Source organism: Prevotella sp. E13-17 (genome assembly GCF_022024035.1).
Lineage (GTDB): Bacteria > Bacteroidota > Bacteroidia > Bacteroidales > Bacteroidaceae > Prevotella.
This window is the reverse complement of sequence record NZ_CP091787.1, coordinates 1,187,694-1,205,858: the sequence shown is the minus strand read 5'-3', so window position 1 is coordinate 1,205,858 and position 18,165 is coordinate 1,187,694. Positions and strand designations below refer to the sequence as shown.

The window sequence follows — 18,165 nt, the reverse complement described above, 5'->3', positions numbered from 1 at the left end:
TTATTTCTTTTTACCGAACTCAGGATCTATCTTTACAAACCAGGCAACCAGGAAGGTGACACCACACAGTGCCATGACAATCAGGAAAAAGGTCTGATAACCAACGGCATCCTTCAGGAAACCAGAGAACATAGCCGGAACCTGTAAGCCTAGATACGACAAGCCCGTACAGATTGCGTAGAACGAGGTCTTAAACGGTCCCATACTGAAATAGAGCATATAGAGGGTGAGCGCCGTAAAGCCAAGACCATAGCCAAACTGTTCGATGAAGATACACGAGCTTACAAGCACCATATTATCAGGCATGGCATAGCTCATATAGACATAGACTACATCGGGCAAGGTGATGGCACATACCATAGGCCACAACCAACGTTTCAATCCGTCGCGACTGGCCAGCCAGCCTCCAACAATACCTCCCAACAGCAAACCGATGAGTCCCACGGTGCCATAGCTGATACCATATTCGGCCAAAGAGAGTCCCAGTCCACCATCCTCCTGAGAACGTGTCAGGAAGGTCTTACTCATTGCATTCAGCAAGGCCTCGGGGAAACGGTAGAACATGATGAACACCACGGCACAAAGCAGTTCGCGCCAAGGCATACGGGTGAAAAACACCTTAAACATATTCAAAAGGCCACGTGCTACCTCCTTGGCCGTGACGTGATTACGCACATCGGCATCCGACTTTGGCATCAGGTAGCAATGCCACAGCCAGAAGGCGATAAACAGGGCTGCTACGCCATAGAACACCAGACTCCAGGTGAACGCATTCTGATTTGGATAAAGGATCTGCAGATAACCGGCTAGAGGTACCAAGGCACCATTGCCGAAGATAACAGCCAAACGATAGAAAGTGTTACGGATACCAACGAACCAGGCCTGCTGATGTTCATCGAGCTCCAACATATAATAGCCATCGGCAGCGATATCATGCGTAGCACTCGAGAAAGCCATCAGAAAGAAACAGAACATGGTGCCTTGGAACCAGAAATCCGTGTTCAGTGTGAAAGCAATACCTGCCAGGGATGAGCCCAACAACAATTGCATAGCCAACACCCACCAGCGCTTCGTCTTACACAAATCAACAAATGGACTCCAAAAGGGTTTGATAATCCACGGCAAACCCAACCAACCCGTGTAAAGACCTATCTCGGCATCGGTCAGGCCCATTTGCATATAGAGCACAACAGCGACAGATGTCACAATCACATTAGGAAGTCCTTCAGCCATATAGAGCGTAGGTATCCACGCCCACGGAGAACGTTGTTTTTTCATCATTTATAGATTTTCTTAATTTCTGCACCTCTATAATAATACAGGAGAATCTCGTCATAGCCATAGCCCTTCTCACCCATCACGGCAGCACCTATCTGACAAAGGCCTACACCATGTCCCCATCCGCGTCCGCTAAGAACGATGCGGTCGTCGTGCTGCTCTACATCGAAGTCAGAGCTATACAGATGGCTCTCGCTGAGTGTACGACGAATTTCGAGTTCCTTGCCGATGATAAACGTACGCTTGGAACCTACAATCTTCAGTCGCCAGATGCGTCCACTCTTGCCTCTGTCTAGGGGTACCAGGTCGAGGATATCACCCAGGTCCATCTTCAGTTTGCGGTTTACCAACTCGCTGAGTTGCTCTCGCGTGTACTCAACACGCCAGCGATAGAAGTCGGGCGTTTCCTGATCATAGTCGTTTAAAACCTGCTGAAGCACACGCTTATCTTTGGTATTGCAGAAGGGGTCAACCACGGATACAAGGTATGGTTTGGGCGTATCTTCCCAACAATACTGGAACTCCTCGGTGCGTCCACCGCAACACTTCGAAAAGCGTGCGTCACACAGTTCGCCGGCATAGACCAGCACCTGTCCGCGCGTTTGTCGGATGGCCTCGGCCACGGCGGGAGAAGAAGCACGGGTGATGCCTTGATAGCGTTGACAATGGTCGTCGGCACACACATCAAAAAGGGTGTGCTCTTCACGATCGTGCCAACGCAAGAGCTCGTCGTCTTTCTTGATAAACGAGAAGAAGCCGGTGGCATGCTGAGCGTCCTGGCGACGCTGTTTCTGCGACAACAGCCACGAACGAGAGATGACGGCATGAGCCTTCAGCAACTCGGGCGACGAAGTGGCGCTCATCTCACTCGAGATGACGCTCTCGAGATACTGTTCAACAGGCAGCTCGTTGATAGCCAACACCTTATCACTTTCAACGACTAGTCGCAGGGTGCCACGGAACGTCTGCTGCTCTTGGCGTTCCCAATGGAAGCCAACACCAATGGTGACGTCGTTGAGCGAGAACGAAGCAGCATCGTCAAGGGGCTGAAAGCGCAGTTCACGATACTGCTGTCCGCGCCACAACAGTCCTCCTTCAGAGATGCTCACCTCCTGTGGTCCTGTGAGTGTTTCGCCTTTTGCCGTATAGGATCCGTTGAGTTGGAATACCAATTTCTCGCCACTCACAATACCAACAGTGACTGAAGGTTCGCCATCGGCTGCGATAGACTTTATCCACTGAGCTGCAGGCGAATCGGACTTTGGTGTCATAACACGTTGTTTCAATCGTTCTACCAATGTCTGAAGCGCCTCATTAGAAATAGCGCACTCACGCAGTATGGCTAAGGCTCTATCTGTATCAATACGATCGAAGTCCTCACGGCGCGGAGTAATAATCAGTCCAGCCATATCCAAGGCACCAGGGCTAATCATCATCTGCTCGTCCTCAGTCTTGTAGTAGCAGTCGGGACGGTGCTTCTGGCGTGGGAACACCACGACGATATAGTTCTCATCTTGTTTCCACGACACAATGTTCATCATTGGCTCAGTCTCGCCATCTATCATGGGCATCACATCGTGAAGTTTCATGAAAAGGCGCTCGGCGCTGCGGCGCTTAGACGAACGGATGACCAACGCCGGACAGGGATAATCCTCGATGACATAGATACCTGACTCGTCATCTTTCTCTACCACTGTCACCAGATTGCGCGACAAGCGCTGCCACTCTTTTTGTAATGGCAGCACACCTGTGCTTCCTGCCTGCAGATGTGCGTGGTCGGGAGCCGATGCGCCACAACGTGGTCCGTTATAGAAGACTGTCAGCTCGGGATATTTGTCCAACAACTGCATCATCTCGTCAAACATGGGGCGAATCTGCTGCGGACGATGGCGGCGCACGGGAATAGTAAAGTGCATGGGGAGTATGGGGAAGGGGTTGACCAGCAACTCGTAGTTCCCATCCAACGTCTTCATCATCTGCTGCTGCGGACGATTCTTGGCACACAGAAAGCAGGGACGCTCGGCCAAAGCCTTCTTGGAAATGTTGGCAGCAGTGGAACCAATGCGTGCTGGGTTATACTGCACCTTCAAGTCGAAAGTGGCTTGTTCGGCATTCTGAGGTGCCAATTCTCGAATCTCTACATGTTCCAATTCACGATAACGACGGCGGGTATCGGCCCACAACTTCATCTGACGATCAAAGAATCGATCTATGGCATTGTCGTAATGGGTCGGCTGGTCGGCATTCATGCGCTGACGTGCCAACACTTCCATCGTGCGAAGACGGTCCTTATATAAGTTGTTGGCATTGATGCGATCAATGCTAAGGGCTGCATCGCTGTTACCGCCCCACCGGCGACACAAGTAGAGCTCGTCATAGATACGACCAATACGATAACGCCGTGAGAACATCAGTCCCATGGCATAGTCCTCGCCATAGCTTGTATTGGGCAACTGAAACTGTCGGAGCAGAGGAGTAAAGAAGGCTCGTGGCGCCCCAAGTCCATTAATACGCAATGCATTGTTTGGTCCATTTTCCTCGGTCCACTCCTTGTGGGCGATAAGTCCTGGCGGCAAAGTGTTCAGTTCGAAATCGCACATGCGATAAGAGCCAACCACCATCGCGGCTTTTTGTTCACGAAAGGCATTGACGATAGTCTGCAATGTTTTGGGCGAACTGTAGAGGTCATCGGAATCCAATTGTACGGCAAAACGTCCACAATGAGCATCGTTCACTGCCAGGTTCCAACAGCCTCCAATACCCAAATCAGTCCTTTCGGGAGACAAAACAATTAGTTTACCAGGCGTAAAGCTATGGTTTACTTCCCTTAAAAGGGCACTTGTGTTGTCGGTAGAGTGGTTGTCCACCACAATGACATTATACTTAAAGGAAGTCTCCTGGCTCATGGCACTCTTCACGGCATCCACAATCGTCTTCTCTCGATTGAACACAGGAATGATTACCGAGGCTTCTACTGCAAAGTTTTGCTCGTCGAAATCGACATCAACAACTTCTGATACATCAACCAAAGCATTGATAGCCTTCAGATGGTCGGTAGCCACTTGCTCCATCTCCAACTGCACATCGCGATTGGCAGGGTTCACATAGTCGAACTGCTTCACTCCCGAAGCGCGATGATCATATTCCACCTCGGTGTAGAGCAGCTCGTTGAGATGCAGCAACTCTCCATGTCGGCTCAGATAGAGACGCAGTTGATATAGTCCGCCGAATATATATAATGTATCAGTTTCTTCCTGTGCCCAGCGGCGCATCAGTGAGCCACGCACCAGCCAGAGTGAACCAAAATCAAAATCATCGCGAATAGACCCCAGCTGATAGTCGATGGCTGGATGCTTTTCTACAGTCTCTTCGCCACCCTCGCCTATTTTTTTCTCCCAATGATCGGCATAGACCATTGCCGACTGACTGTCATTGGCAGCCTGAGCCATTCGCTCCAGAGCCCCGTCACCTAACGACAGAGGTACTGATTTTGTAAGTAAAACGACATAGTCGGACAAAGACGACCGTGCCACCTGCTTCAGTGTCTCTGTTGATGCCGTGTCTTTAACCACCAGTGTCGTACATTCTTGAGGAATGACGTCAAGAGGTTTGTTGACAAGCAAACATATATTTCGCACAATCACACTGGCACGCAACTGTTCTATGACTGGAGTCACATCTTGTATATCACCACAAGGTATGAAAAAATCTATCGTCCCTTTCATTGTTTTAGAATTTTATGTGCAAAAGTAATCATTTTCAACGAAATTGACGAAACATATCGAAAAAAATACGTACCTTTGCAGCATGAACAATAGAAAAAAAGTGCTCATGGGCCTCTCTGTTTCACAGCTGAAAGAGTTGGTGAAGCAATTAGGCATGCCAGCCTTTACCGGAGGGCAGATTGCCAAATGGCTCTACGACAAGCACGTGAAGAGCATCGACGAGATGACTAACCTCTCGAAAGCAAATCGAGAACGACTTGCAGAAAACTATTGCGTGGGAGCAATGGATCCTATGCATAGTCAGCGTTCGGTAGATGGCACTGTGAAATATTTGTTTCCCGTGAGATGCTCGGAATACGCAGACTGCTCCAATAGCAATGGCGGCGAGGTCAACACCACGAAATTTGTTGAGACGGTCTTCATACCTGATGGCGACAGAGGCACGCTATGCGTGTCAAGTCAGGTGGGGTGCAAGATGAACTGTTTGTTTTGCCAGACAGGAAAGCAGGGATTTGAAGGCAGTCTGACGGCCGCCGACATCTTGAACCAGATATACTCGTTGCCCGAACGCGAACTGCTGACCAACATTGTCTTTATGGGGCAAGGTGAGCCCATGGACAATTTGGACAGCGTTCTTCAGGTAACCAATCTTCTGACAGCGCCCGACGGCTATGCTTGGAGCCCCAAACGCATCACAGTGAGTTCGGTTGGCATCAAAAGTAAACTGAAGCGATTCCTCGATGAGAGCGAATGCCACGTAGCCATCTCAATGCACTCGCCTCTGCACGAACAGCGCCTCAGCCTGATGCCGGCAGAAAAAGCAATGCCCATCGCTGAGACTGTTGAACTATTGAAACAGTATGACTTCACGCACCAGCGTCGCTGCTCGTTCGAATACATCTGTTTTGGCGGACTCAATGATTCGTTGACACATGCCAAAGAGATCATCAAACTGGTAGATGGCCTGGAATGTCGCGTCAACCTGATTCGTTTTCACGAAATACCTCACGTTGACCTGCCGAGTGCCAACGAAGCACGTATGGAGCAACTACGCGACTATCTCACCCAGCACGGTGTATTCACCACCATCCGAGCCAGTCGTGGACAAGACATTTTCGCGGCCTGCGGCCTGCTGAGCACAGCGCAGAAGTCACAACAATCCTGATAATACTATCAATAACTAAATATGGAAGAAAAGAAAATCAGGGTAGCTATTACCCACGGAGATACCAACGGCGTAGGTTACGAAGTCATTCTCAAAGCCTTCGAAGACCCCGCAATGTTGGAACTATGCACACCTATCATCTATGGCTCGTCGAAACTGGCCGAATACCATGGCAAAATGTTGGAAGTCGAGCCTCACTACAATGTTATCAAAAATGTCAATGAGGCACGGGACGGACACCTGAACTTGCTGGAAGTTATCAACGGAGAGGTCAAAGTGGACCTGGGCACTCCAACGCCTGAAGCTGGCGAAGCTGCCAAAGTGGCTATCGACCGCGCTATCGAAGACTACAAAAAAGGTGCTTTCGACGTACTGGTTACCGCCCCCGTATTCAAAAACAGCATTGGGGGATTCAATGGTCATACCAGCTACATTGAGCGTCAAATGAACGACGGTAAAAAAGGGCTCACTATACTAATGAACGACGGGCTCCGCGTTGCACTGGTCACCAACCATGTTGCCATCAAGGATGTGGCAGAGTCTATCACAAAACAGAAAATCGTGGAAAAGACCATACTCTTCCATGAGTCGTTGCGCCGCGATTTGCGAATAGCCAATCCACGTATTGCTATTCTGGCACTGAACCCTCGTTGTGGCGAGGATGGCGCTCTTGGCGATGAAGAACAAGAAATCATCGTACCCGCAGTGGAGGAACTGGCCGAGAAGAGCATTCAGGCCTTTGGTCCCTATGCTGCCGATGACTTTTTCGGACACGGTAGCTATAGTCACTTCGACGGTGTATTGGCCATGTACCACGATCAAGGACAGACACCTTTCAAGACTCTCACCCCAGAGAACGGTGTACGCTTTACTACCGGACTAGACATTGTGCGCACAGCACCTGCCCACGGAGCCTATTTCAATCTGGCCGGACGCAACGAGATGGATGCACAGTCTATGCGCAATGCAATCTATGCTGCACTCGACATCTATCGCAATCGTCACAACTACGACGAACCGTTGGCCAATCCACTACCCAAACTATACCACGAGAAGCGTGATGAGAGCGAGAAAGTCCGTTTTCGTTCGCAGCCAAAGAAAGAGCAAAATCAGTAATTTTTCTGCCAATATTGCAGTAGTCTCAAAAAAAATATGTAATTTTGTCAGCCAATTATGAAGAGTACAGAACTACAAAGCATTAAACAGAGGTACAACATCGTAGGCAACTGCGAGGCGTTGAACCATGTTCTTGACGTCGCCCTACAGGTGGCGCCAACAGATTTGAGCGTACTCATCATTGGTGAAAGCGGTGTGGGCAAAGAGATCATCCCACGTGTCATTCACGACAACTCGCCGCGAAAACGCGAAAAATACTTCGCCATCAACTGTGGTTCCATCCCCGAAGGCACCATTGATTCAGAGCTTTTCGGTCATATCAAAGGCTCGTTTACTGGTGCCGTCAACGACTCGCCTGGTTATTTCGGCGTAGCCAACAAAGGCACTCTGTTTCTCGACGAGGTTGGTGAACTGCCTTTGGCCACGCAAGCCCGACTACTGCGCGTGTTGGAAACCGGCGAATATATCCCCGTTGGTGCTACGGAGGTTCGCAAGACTGATGTGCGCATCGTGGCTGCAACCAATGTGAACATCCGTCAGGCCATCAGCGAAGGACGCTTCCGCGAAGATCTCTATTATCGTCTAAACTCCATCCCCATACAGATGCCTCCTTTACGTGAACGCGGAGAAGACATCGTTCTATTGTTTCGCCTCTTTGCCATGCAGATGGCAGACAAGTATAAGATGGAACGCATTCAGTTGACCGACGATGCAAAACAGATGCTGACACGATACAAGTGGCCAGGAAACGTGCGTCAACTGAAGAATATCACTGAACAGATATCTATCCTCAGCCCCAACCGCCTCATCACACCTGAGATCTTGTCGCAGTTCATACCGCAGGATCGTGAGAGCACCCAACTGGCAGTAGTAAACAAAGGTAGCGACCATTCTTTCGAGAACGAGCGCGAAATCCTTTATAAGATTCTCTTTGAATTGCGTGGCAACGTCAACGACATGCGACGGGAGATGAGTCAGCTAAAAAAACAGATGGAAGACGTTAAAACCGCACCGTCTCAAGCAATCAACCCCATCCAGACTATCAATCCCATCACTCCCATTCTTGAAGAGGCCGAGGCAGAGGAATACATAGATCCACAACCCGAACAGGAGAACCTTAACCTCAGTGAGATGGGCCGACAGATGTTGGAAAAGGCATTGGAGCGCAACGGAGGCAATCGCAAGAAAGCCGCACAAGAGTTGGGCATCAGTGACCGTACGCTCTATCGCCGATTGAAACAGTTCGGCATGGCTATCCTCACGTGTCTCATTTTGGTATCATGCTCCGTCAGCTATAAGTTTAACGGAGCCAGTATCGACTACACCAAGACAAAGACCATTACTTTGGCAGATTTCCCCATTCGCTCTAACTACGTTTGGGGACCAATGGCCAACATCTTCAACAACCAACTGAAAGACCAATTCGCCAACCACACCAAGCTGATGCAGGTGAAACGAAATGGCGACCTGAAGATTGATGGTGAGATTATACGTTATGACCAGCGCAACAAGTCTGTAAGCAGCGAGGGATATTCTGCACAAACCGAGCTTTCTATGACAGTCAACGTACGTTTCACCAACAACAAGAACCACGCTGAAGACTTTGAACGTCAGTTCACATCTACAGCAACCTACGAAACGACCCAGTCACTCAACGCCGTTCAAGAAGAGCTTGTCACGCAAATGGTAAAAGACATCTGTGACCAGATCTTCAATGCCACTGTAGCTAACTGGTAAGTCTTTAATTCAACGCCGGAATCATGGAAATAGCAGAGCTCATCAAACACCCTGAACGATTGGATCGTGACACACTCTACGAGTTACGCTCCATGCTCGCGCTCTATCCCTATTTCCAAACAGCACGACTGCTCATGCTGCAGAATCTCTATCTGCTTCACGACCCTTCGTTCGACACAGAACTGCGTCGGGCAGCTGTTTACATCACCGACAGACGCGTGCTCTTCCAAATGATTGAGGCTGCTCACTACCAACTGCGCAAGAATAGCGAGCCAAGCACAACAACGCAGACGCCCAAGAACGATGCGACTGCAGACTCATCGACACGCACACTATCTCTCATTGACAATTTCTTAGATTCCATTCCCAAGGAGAACGAACCCGAAACTGACAAAAAGAAGGAAAAACGTAAACCAACGCCGGCCGATGCAGCTGTTGACTACGTGTCTTATCTCCTTGAATGCGAGGACTATCAGGAAGAGGTCTCCGTGCCAAAACTCAAGGGACAAAGCCTTATTGACTCATTCATAAATAATGACACAGGAAAAATCATCCTTCCTGAGACACCTACCCTAAGACCTGAACTTGAGGAAGATTGCACAGAAGAAGGAAAAACTACGGGCGAAGACTATTTCACAGAAACTTTGGCTCGAATTTATATCAAACAAGGAAATTATTCCAAAGCTTTAGAAATAATTCAGCGATTAAGTTTGGATTATCCGAAAAAAAATGCTTACTTTGCAGACCAAATTCGTTTCTTAGAGAAATTGATTATAAATAATAATAAAAATAAAAAGTAAAAAAGATGTACACATTATTCATTATCCTCATCGTAATCGCAGCTTTGCTCATGGTAGGCATTGTGCTGATACAAGAGTCAAAAGGTGGTGGTTTGGCATCAAACTTCGCATCTTACAACCAGATTGGTGGTGTTCGTAAGACCACCGACTTCATCGAGAAAGCCACATGGGGCCTTGCTGCCTTTATGGTTGTTGTAAGCATTGCTTGCGCCTATGTTCTCCCCACTGCTCAAAATGACGCTCCTGCCCTGCTCAATGGCATCGAGTCACCTGAGGCTAATCCTAACAATGTTCCCGCTTTCGGAGCAAGTCCCGCACAGCAGGAAGAGGCTGCAGCACCCGCTCAGGAAGCTGCCCCTGCACAGGCCGAAGAGCAGAATGCTGAGTAATCTTCATATATTTGAAGTTTTTTCGAAAAAAGTCGCCATTTTATTTGGCAATATCAAATAAAAGACGTACCTTTGCACCCGCAAAACCAACGACAGAGCAACGATAGACAATAAGTTCGCTTATTCAGTCGAACGAAAGCTCTGACACAAAAGACAACATGGTGCCCGTAGTTCAGTTGGTTAGAGCGTCAGATTGTGGTTCTGAATGTCGTGGGTTCGAGTCCCACCGGGCACCCCTCAAGAATAAGTCCTGTAGATCAAAGATTTACAGGGCTTTTTCTTTTTCATCATTTCAAATTTGATACTGATTTGATACTGCTAGACAGCTCCTTCGATTTCTGCGCTATTTCTACCATATTTTCTCCTTTAAAAACTTCTTTTCCCTTAAAGTCCATAACAGCCTTAAGGGAAAAGAATATTATTAAACGTTGACAAGTTGAAATTGTCATATAGATGTCAATTTGTCCACTCCGTTGTCGTTTGCATAAGCAGGAGCACTTACTTCAAAAGCTGCCACTCACCTTTTATTTTCGAATGTTCTGGATTTATATATCCGAGTTCCTTAAGATCGTTTATAGCCCTAAGAATAGTGCTTTCGCTTACGCCTAAGTTATCCTGAAGCCATGAATATTTCGCTTTACGATTTAATTTAAGGGCTTCATAAACATTCTTTACTATCATTGAAGGAAATTCATTTTCCGTCAAAAATGACGGTTTTTGAACTTTTCCTTCACTATTTTCCGTCATTTTTGACGGTTTTTGATCAAGAATGGTCAAATCTGACCTTTTTTGTGATCGTTTTTCTTCTCCCTCAATTACAAGACCATTAGCAATAGCCTCCTTCATGGCCCTCTCTCCGCGAGGTGATTTACTCTCCGTCACCATAACAGCCGTTTGATAACTGAAGTCATAAACAGCCTCACCATTCTCATTAGCCTTCAAATCCTTCTGCACCCTCAGCACACCACGACTATGGCGATTAACGAAGCCCAAGACCTTCATAGCCTCTGCCACTACGATGTTCCGATAGTCATTCACCTTGGGGAAATTTGCCTCATTGGCACGTCCATACAAGCCACCATGATTCATAATCTCAATGCGGTCATCATACTGATAGAACTGAATCGGTCCATTACTTGTATAGTCACGATGGCAGATTGCATTCATCAGAAGTTCACGAGTAGCCCAGTCAGGATAATCCACGAATATATCTTCACGTGTCGAACTAACAGGTATAGGGCGACGATTGGCAATAGTAGTATCAACAAAAGTCTCCAGTTCCTTTAAGGTCGTACACAGATTCGCCTTGAACTCATGTTCCATCAATATATCCCCAGTTCGGTCTTTCCCTGCAAACCGAACGTACTGAATGTATGCACCAGGAATAAACCTACGAAGATTCTTCGCGAAGAACAACATACCTGCATTAGTCGGACAATCGTAGCGAGTATCATAGAATCCAAACGAACTCAATTGCACCTTAATGCCCCGTCCTTCCTTGCGGTCTTCCTCAATTTCATCATCAGTCATTGCGTTGGGCAGATAATAGTGCTTGAACTGCTGCAAATCCAAGTCGTCTATCGTCGCATTCAGACAAGGCGACGAGTCAAATGAAGTCACATTAGTCCGACGTTTCTCCATCAGGATATGCTCATCATTCTCGTTGGCTACACCCTTACGAGGTCCAATTCTAATCCAAATGCGCCCCTTATACCTGACAGGAGGAAAAATGGAAGGTTCCACTTTTACCATCACTATATTCCCTTCTCCCATTGACACCTTTTCAACAGTCATTGATGGCTGTGGCTGAATATTTCCATCTGTGCGTATTGCCGCCACATTCTTCAGCAGTTCATCTGTCACATCCAGCCCTTTCACTTTGCCATCGTCCATCACACCCAAGAACAAATAGCCAGGCTGTCGATGGTCAGGAAGGTCATTGGCGAATGCACAGATTGCCTGTCCAAACTTATCTGTGTTCGTGGTTGAAATTGTTCTTTCAACCCGATCACTCTCTAAATCATTGAGCAATGCTCTTATCTCGTCTATTGTCATATCTTGCTTGCAAAGTTACAAATTTTATTCCAATTGCTTCCTATATACAGCATCCAGTGTTTGGTCATCTTTGTCTTTCCAGACGAGCCAACCATTGTTGCTGCTTCCGATGCAGAAATCAGCTGCAGTGCTGGGACTGGAGAAAGTCTTGTCAGACTCTAATTTCAACTTGTCACCATTGCTGACGGTATATTCTTTCAACAGCTTCTCACGCTTCTCTTTCCACGTGAGTGAAGGAACGGAAGACTTGGCGATAATACTACCCTTTAAGACGGTGAAGCCACTTGTCTGATAGAAGCCTTTTGCATCACACCCGCGCCCTTTAGTATAGAACAAGTGCTCTTCCTTTGGCTTTGCTATATCAAAGATATTGCAGCCAATAAAAGATGTCAGGAACTTCACATCTTCAAAGAAACCCTCCATATCATCCTTTCTGTATTCAGGAAGATTAGGTGCTTTTGGTGTCTGTTTGTTCTCGTTCAACACAAAAGTGTTTGAAATCTTTGCCTCTGTGATGGCTCGATGCTCCAAGTATTGCACATCAGCCTTTGTCATAGCAGCATCTTTCGAGATAAACAGCAACGCCTTTTGCCAAAACGCTTTTTTGCTATCGTGATCTTTCACCCGCTCACGAAAATTCTCTGTCTCACCAATATATGCCTTTGGCTTAGTTGCCTCATCTTCACCCAACAAGATATAAAATGCTGGTGTCTGCAACTCCTGACGCTCATTCAGAATTGAAAGGTTAGAACGAGGAATCACATACATCTGGCAAATCTTATTGCTGATGAACACGTACTGAGTCCCTTTCGGATCTCCGTCTATCAAATATGTTGTTACTGTTTTGCCCATATTAGCTGTTAGTTTTATAATCCATGCCTATCCCTTGCTAACACTCTTTGAAGTAACTCATTCCACTTTTGCTGTTCATTTCCATCACCTTTGTATATTTTGCTTGAGTGGATGAAAGTGAAAGTCCATAGATTGCTATATAAATCTGAAACGGAAATACCTTGATTTCGGATATTGTCTTTTATGCTACGTTCAGATTCATCATCGTAAGTGATAAATGTCAAATGCCTAATAGGATTGGGCGAAGCACTGGCAGCCCTAAAAAACTCCCTAAAATAGCAGAAATCCATTTCATTTACAGAGTGACCAAAGAAAATAACCTCTTTTGCTTCTAAAATATGGCGGGCTACGTGATTGGACCTTTTTAACATATTGTATTTGTACATAAAGGACAATGACCGATTAACTTCTTCGTTATCGCTCAAATCGCATCCAAGTACAATATCATTTTCTCTTAAACTGCCATGAACATAAGTAAAAGTACATTGACCAGGATTGTAATAGGTTTGCCTTTGCAACATTATGTGAGCATTGGTATAATTGAAATAAATCTCAACCATGCTAAGAGGACATTGGGTCAGGTGGTAAATAAGTCGGCATGCTATCTTATTCTCTGCAGCCTTAAAGTTCGCTGTTACACGATTTAAGTAGTCCTTTAATGCCTTCTTTAGTTGATCAAAATCACTACGTATATGACGAACTTCGTTTTCTGTACAGTCGGGATGTTCTTGTATGAAATTATGAATTTCTACTTCGATATCGAACCAGTTCAAATCATGAGCTCCTTTATACAGATACCAAATAAGGGAGTGATTCAATTCATTATCATGGTAACTACTCCTTACACCTGAAAGAATATTCCTCCATTCTGGGCTATCCATGAAGTCAGAATACTTAGATGGCAGCCCTAAGTCCAGATCAAATCCATTGCCTATTATAAGAGCGAGTTGTGCCATACTTTTATACCAATGGGGGCAAGCCTAATTCTTTCAGGAATTCATTATGTTTATCGCGAGCCTTCACAATTTCCTTTTCTATCTCTACCAACTTATCATGCACTTCTTGCAGGTCAATAGGCTTTTCTTCCTGTGCCAGACTGACATAACGTGTGATATTGAGGTTGTAGTCATTCTCTTTGATTTCCTGTAAAGAGACTTGACGGGAATAGCGTGATTCTTCTTTACGGAATTGGTAAGTATCAACTATCTTATTGACATCTTCATCACGAAGATAGTTCTGACGTTTTCCCTTTTCGTAGTGCTCGTCAGAACTGGCATTGATGAAGAGAATCTTATCATTCTTACGGCATTTCTTTAAAACAATGATGCAAACAGGAATACCCGTTGAATAGAACAGATTGCCAGGCAAACCTATAACAGCATCGATATTGTCATCTTCGAGCAGTTTCTTTCTGATAGCCAACTCCTTGCCTCCACGGAACAACACACCATGAGGCAGAATGATAGCCATTGTACCGTCTTCGCTTAGGAAATGGAAACCATGCAAAAGGAAAGCAAAGTCAGCAGCAGATCGTGGTGCTACTCCATAGCGATTGAAACGGAAGTCATTGATGGTGTCTTCCGTTGGATCCCAACGCAGAGAGAAAGGGGGATTAGCTACGACTGCATCGAAATCTATCTTGTTAGCAGGATTTTCCTCCTGTAATATTTCCCAATCATTAGCAAGTGAATCGCCATGATGAATTTCAAAAGCAGAATCTTTTACCCCATGCAGAAGCATATTCATTCGGCAGAGGTTATAGGTCGTGATATTCTTCTCCTGACCATAAATTTTGCCAATGCCACTTTCGCCCATCTGGTTGCGTACATTCAGCAACAACGATCCTGAACCACAAGCAAAGTCCAGCACACGGTTAATTCTGTTTTTCTTACCAGATGCAGGGTCTTGACAATCCAATGTAACAATACGAGATAGGATTGTTGAAATCATCTGTGGCGTATAGAATTCGCCAGCCTTTTGTCCTGAACCTGCAGCAAACTGACCAATCAGATATTCATAAGCATCGCCCAAAGAATCATTGTCGGCAGAGAACTCTTTCAGTCCATTCGCAATCGTCGTGATGACCTTTGTCAATAAGTCATTTCGCTCTGTATAGTTCTTGCCTAACTTCTCAGAACTCAAATTGATTTCAGAGAACAAACCTTTAAACGAACTGTCAAAGGAATCATTCTCTATATATTTGAATCCCTCCTCTAATGTTAGCAGTAACTCATCACTTTGTGTTCTCGCCAATTCCACAATATTGTCCCATAAATATTGAGGTTCAATAATATAATGAGTTTTACGCTTCATCTGTCGTTCAAACAGCAGCACATCATTTGGATTCTCATTATACCATATCTGTAGAGGAGTTGAAACTCCTAATGTATCCAAAACATCTTTAGGCGTTTCTGGATAATCTGGACCTAATTCTTTTTTGGCTGCATTAACATAACTATCTGACAGATACTTCCAAAAAAGAAAAGATAGCATATAATCACGGAAATCATCAGCCATCATTGCACCACGTAGGTTATTGGCGATTCCCCAAAGAGTTTTTCCGAGTTCTTGTTGCTGATTCTGAGTCATAAGTTACAAATCTTCGTTAAAAGGGAATTGTTTTTTAAAATCGGCATATATCTTTTTGAAATAGTTTTTATTCTCATCATTCATTTCAACAGGCTCAAATACAGAGTAATTACCATGACTGAAAATATTAATCATTCGTGAATATAATTGTTCATCTGGGTCGTCATCAAATTTTTTAATACAATCACTAAATCTGTTAAAACCATGAAATGCCGCAGTTTTTTCCAATACATTTCTCAACATATTGAAATGATAAGTAAACAGCTGCCCTTCATCACTTACAGCCTTATTCAGTTCTTTTATTAATGATACATGTTGGAAAAAAGGAGTATCTCTTAAGTCTTTTATCTTCCATAGAAATTTGGTTTGTTTAGTGACATCATCTCCTTCTTCGTTTTCTTTATATAAATAATATTTAGGAGCATTATTACCCAACTCATTACACATCACATTATAGAACAAGCCATGATGCGTAGAAATTATCGTATGTAGATTGTTTGTGTCTTGTTTTATCAATGAAGCGAGATGACTGGCAACAAGTATGGCGTTATTATCATCCAATGAAGAAATTGGGTCATCAATATAGATGTATTTCACCCATTTATATGCTTCTGCCTTATCAACGGTCATTTGGACAATAGCTAGGAAGAAACACCATTTGAAGATGTTCTCTTCTCCACGCGAGATTTTTATATTCTCTTTCCATTCTGTAGTTCCAGTCTCTTCACTGTATTCCATTCTTCTGAACGTGACATAATCTGTAGAATGAAAATGATACGTAGTTATGCCTTTATTTTTTTCTTTTTCCGCCTCGACATCCATTCTGATAGTAAAATCAAAGTCGGAATACCTACCTAAAACAGAACGGATTCGTGTATCCATTTCATTGGCATCTAGACCATCAAAGAAATGAGATCTTCTATTGAATCGTAAGACTCTAACTTCATCATTTTCCAAATCATTGTCCCAATAAAACAAATCTTCGGTAAATGCATTATAATATAAGGTATCACTCGCACCTGCATTTTTAGCTATGTTTTTAAATTCAACAGAGAGACTTGTTTTACCAACGCCATTATGGGCGAAAATAATTATATTCTTCTTTTCGCTATTTCTCAAATCTTGAGCAAGTTCGCTCAAATTTGAATATGAATCTTTCAATTGATTAGGCATAACATTTTATTTTGGAGTTGGGAACAACTGTTGCATAAGCCCTTTTTTATGCTGTTCTATCAAAGAAACTTTCTCAGAATAAAGCGTTATAGCTTCGTCTATAGATGATAAGCATTCTGCGATTTGTTTTTGTTCTACTATTGGAGGGAATGGAATTGGCATATTCATAAAATCTTCATTTGTTATATTCATACGATCAAATCGAGCACCGAAATTTGCTTTATTTTTCAAATATTGATGCCAACAATTTGTCTTGAAATAATGCTCAAAGAAGTCAATGTTTCCGTCAATAAACCGAAAAATAGTATATAACGGAGACATAACACCATGTCCAATTCGATTTCTTGAAATAGGGCCGACTGGTGCTGTTGTTGAGATTCGCGGATTGTAAATAAAATCATCAACTTCAACAATAGAGTAATTAATAAGATTGTCTTTTGTTACAATTTCTCTATCAAAATAATCCTGTTGATTCACGATTCCACCAGATGCAGAGTTCGTGAATACAGGCAAATCTTTTTTACTCTTATTTTTAACTGTAATACGAAAAGCTATATCTTTCAATTTCTTAATCTCCCATCCTTTAGTGTTCTTAAACTTAGGAAATCTTAATGTAGACGTCACACAAGAATTACCCCCCCCCATTTATGGGAGCTAACAATTGCTGCATTAACCCTTTCTTATGAGCTTTGAGTAATTCCAATTTTTCATTGCATGCATAAATTAACTCATCTATTGATGATAACCCCTTTGCTATTTTAGCTTGTTCTTCAATAGAAGGAACACGAAGTTGAATATCGAAAAACTCTTCTGATGAAATATTTAACAATCCGTGATTTCTTGCACCTTCTTGGGCTATTTTAGCGATTTCGTTATTGAATAAGTCCGTCTCAAAATAGTGTCGAAAGAAATCTGCGTTACCTTCGTTTTCCTTTAATCTAAAACATATATACAACGGTGAAACGACACCTTCATCATACAACGACAAAGGTTTAATTGCACCATATGGATAGCCTTGTGAACGACTCTTATTATAAGCAAAATCACCTTTCTCTATAAGATAATAATTAGATACATCTAAAGATGCAACATTTTTGTTAAAATAGTCATATTGACTTACTAAGCCATGTTGAGCCGAAATAGTCAAGACGTTTTTATTGTTTTCTTTATTCTTCTTTGTGATCCTCACAAAGATATCACCCAATCTTTTTTCTTCCCAACTACTAATTTCTTTAAATCCTGGAAATCTAAGATGTTGCGGGGAACAAGTTAAGTTATTATCCATC

Annotated in this window: 14 protein-coding genes, 1 tRNA gene and 1 pseudogene; 7 read left to right on the top strand and 9 right to left on the bottom strand. The window is 44.3% G+C overall.

Annotation, left to right across the window (positions count from 1 at the left end; genetic code table 11):
• Positions 1–1,278, bottom strand: coding sequence for an MFS transporter (locus L6472_RS04380; RefSeq protein WP_237807973.1), 1,278 nt, complete (start codon positions 1,276–1,278; stop codon positions 1–3).
• Positions 1,278–5,003: a DUF4922 domain-containing protein gene (locus L6472_RS04375; protein WP_237807402.1), complete on the bottom strand. Its 3,726-nt coding sequence runs from the start codon at positions 5,001–5,003 to the stop codon at positions 1,278–1,280. Before L6472_RS04375 ends, L6472_RS04380 begins: the two co-directional genes overlap by 1 nt.
• An 82-nt stretch (positions 5,004–5,085) precedes the next feature.
• Between L6472_RS04375 and rlmN the strand changes: the two genes are divergently transcribed.
• The 7 genes and pseudogenes from rlmN (at position 5,086) to L6472_RS04340 (ending at position 10,445) form a co-directional block, all read left to right on the top strand.
• Entirely contained in the window at positions 5,086–6,168 is a 1,083-nt protein-coding gene (rlmN, locus tag L6472_RS04370) for a 23S rRNA (adenine(2503)-C(2))-methyltransferase RlmN (protein WP_237807400.1), read from the top strand.
• 21 nt (positions 6,169–6,189) lie between these two features.
• Complete coding sequence (pdxA, locus tag L6472_RS04365; protein WP_237807398.1) at positions 6,190–7,284, top strand: 4-hydroxythreonine-4-phosphate dehydrogenase PdxA; 1,095 nt, start codon at positions 6,190–6,192, stop codon at positions 7,282–7,284.
• A gap of 57 nt (positions 7,285–7,341) precedes the next feature.
• Positions 7,342–8,535: pseudogene (locus tag L6472_RS04360) on the top strand (sigma-54 interaction domain-containing protein); the annotation flags it as partial.
• Positions 8,533–9,021, top strand: a complete 489-nt coding sequence (lptE, locus tag L6472_RS04355; RefSeq protein WP_255777132.1) for an LptE family protein — start codon at positions 8,533–8,535, stop codon at positions 9,019–9,021. The pseudogene L6472_RS04360 and the gene lptE, both read left to right, overlap by 3 nt.
• A 23-nt stretch (positions 9,022–9,044) precedes the next feature.
• Positions 9,045–9,821 carry a tetratricopeptide repeat protein gene (locus tag L6472_RS04350; protein ID WP_237807396.1) on the top strand — a complete coding sequence of 259 codons (777 nt, stop codon included), beginning with the start codon at positions 9,045–9,047 and terminating at the stop codon, positions 9,819–9,821.
• 5 nt (positions 9,822–9,826) lie between these two features.
• A complete protein-coding gene (gene secG / locus L6472_RS04345) occupies positions 9,827–10,210 on the top strand; it encodes a preprotein translocase subunit SecG (RefSeq protein ID WP_237807394.1) in 384 nt (127 codons plus the stop codon).
• Positions 10,211–10,371: 161 nt separating this feature from the next.
• Positions 10,372–10,445 (top strand) — tRNA-His (locus L6472_RS04340).
• A gap of 263 nt (positions 10,446–10,708) precedes the next feature.
• Here the strand turns inward: L6472_RS04340 and L6472_RS04335 are convergent.
• From L6472_RS04335 to L6472_RS04305, 7 genes are read right to left on the bottom strand one after another with little or no spacing between them, the layout of a single operon-like run.
• The gene (locus L6472_RS04335; RefSeq protein ID WP_237807392.1) at positions 10,709–12,265 is read right to left on the bottom strand and encodes an RNA-binding domain-containing protein; all 1,557 of its coding nucleotides are present in this window, start codon (positions 12,263–12,265) and stop codon (positions 10,709–10,711) included.
• Between the two features lie 24 nt (positions 12,266–12,289).
• On the bottom strand, positions 12,290–13,117 hold the full coding sequence (locus L6472_RS04330; RefSeq protein ID WP_237807391.1) for a GIY-YIG nuclease family protein: 828 nt from the start codon (positions 13,115–13,117) through the stop codon (positions 12,290–12,292).
• 14 nt (positions 13,118–13,131) lie between these two features.
• Positions 13,132–14,073, bottom strand: a complete 942-nt coding sequence (locus L6472_RS04325) for an AbiH family protein (RefSeq protein ID WP_237807390.1) — start codon at positions 14,071–14,073, stop codon at positions 13,132–13,134.
• A 4-nt stretch (positions 14,074–14,077) separates the two neighbouring features.
• Positions 14,078–15,706 carry a type I restriction-modification system subunit M gene (locus L6472_RS04320; RefSeq protein ID WP_237807389.1) on the bottom strand — a complete coding sequence of 543 codons (1,629 nt, stop codon included), beginning with the start codon at positions 15,704–15,706 and terminating at the stop codon, positions 14,078–14,080.
• 3 nt (positions 15,707–15,709) lie between these two features.
• A complete protein-coding gene (locus tag L6472_RS04315; protein WP_237807388.1) occupies positions 15,710–16,879 on the bottom strand; it encodes an AAA family ATPase in 1,170 nt (389 codons plus the stop codon).
• Positions 16,880–16,885: 6 nt separating this feature from the next.
• The gene (locus tag L6472_RS04310) at positions 16,886–17,524 is read right to left on the bottom strand and encodes a restriction endonuclease subunit S (RefSeq protein WP_255777071.1); all 639 of its coding nucleotides are present in this window, start codon (positions 17,522–17,524) and stop codon (positions 16,886–16,888) included.
• Positions 17,511–18,164: a restriction endonuclease subunit S gene (locus tag L6472_RS04305; protein WP_237807386.1), complete on the bottom strand. Its 654-nt coding sequence runs from the start codon at positions 18,162–18,164 to the stop codon at positions 17,511–17,513. Before L6472_RS04305 ends, L6472_RS04310 begins: the two co-directional genes overlap by 14 nt.
• Position 18,165 lies beyond the last annotated feature (1 nt).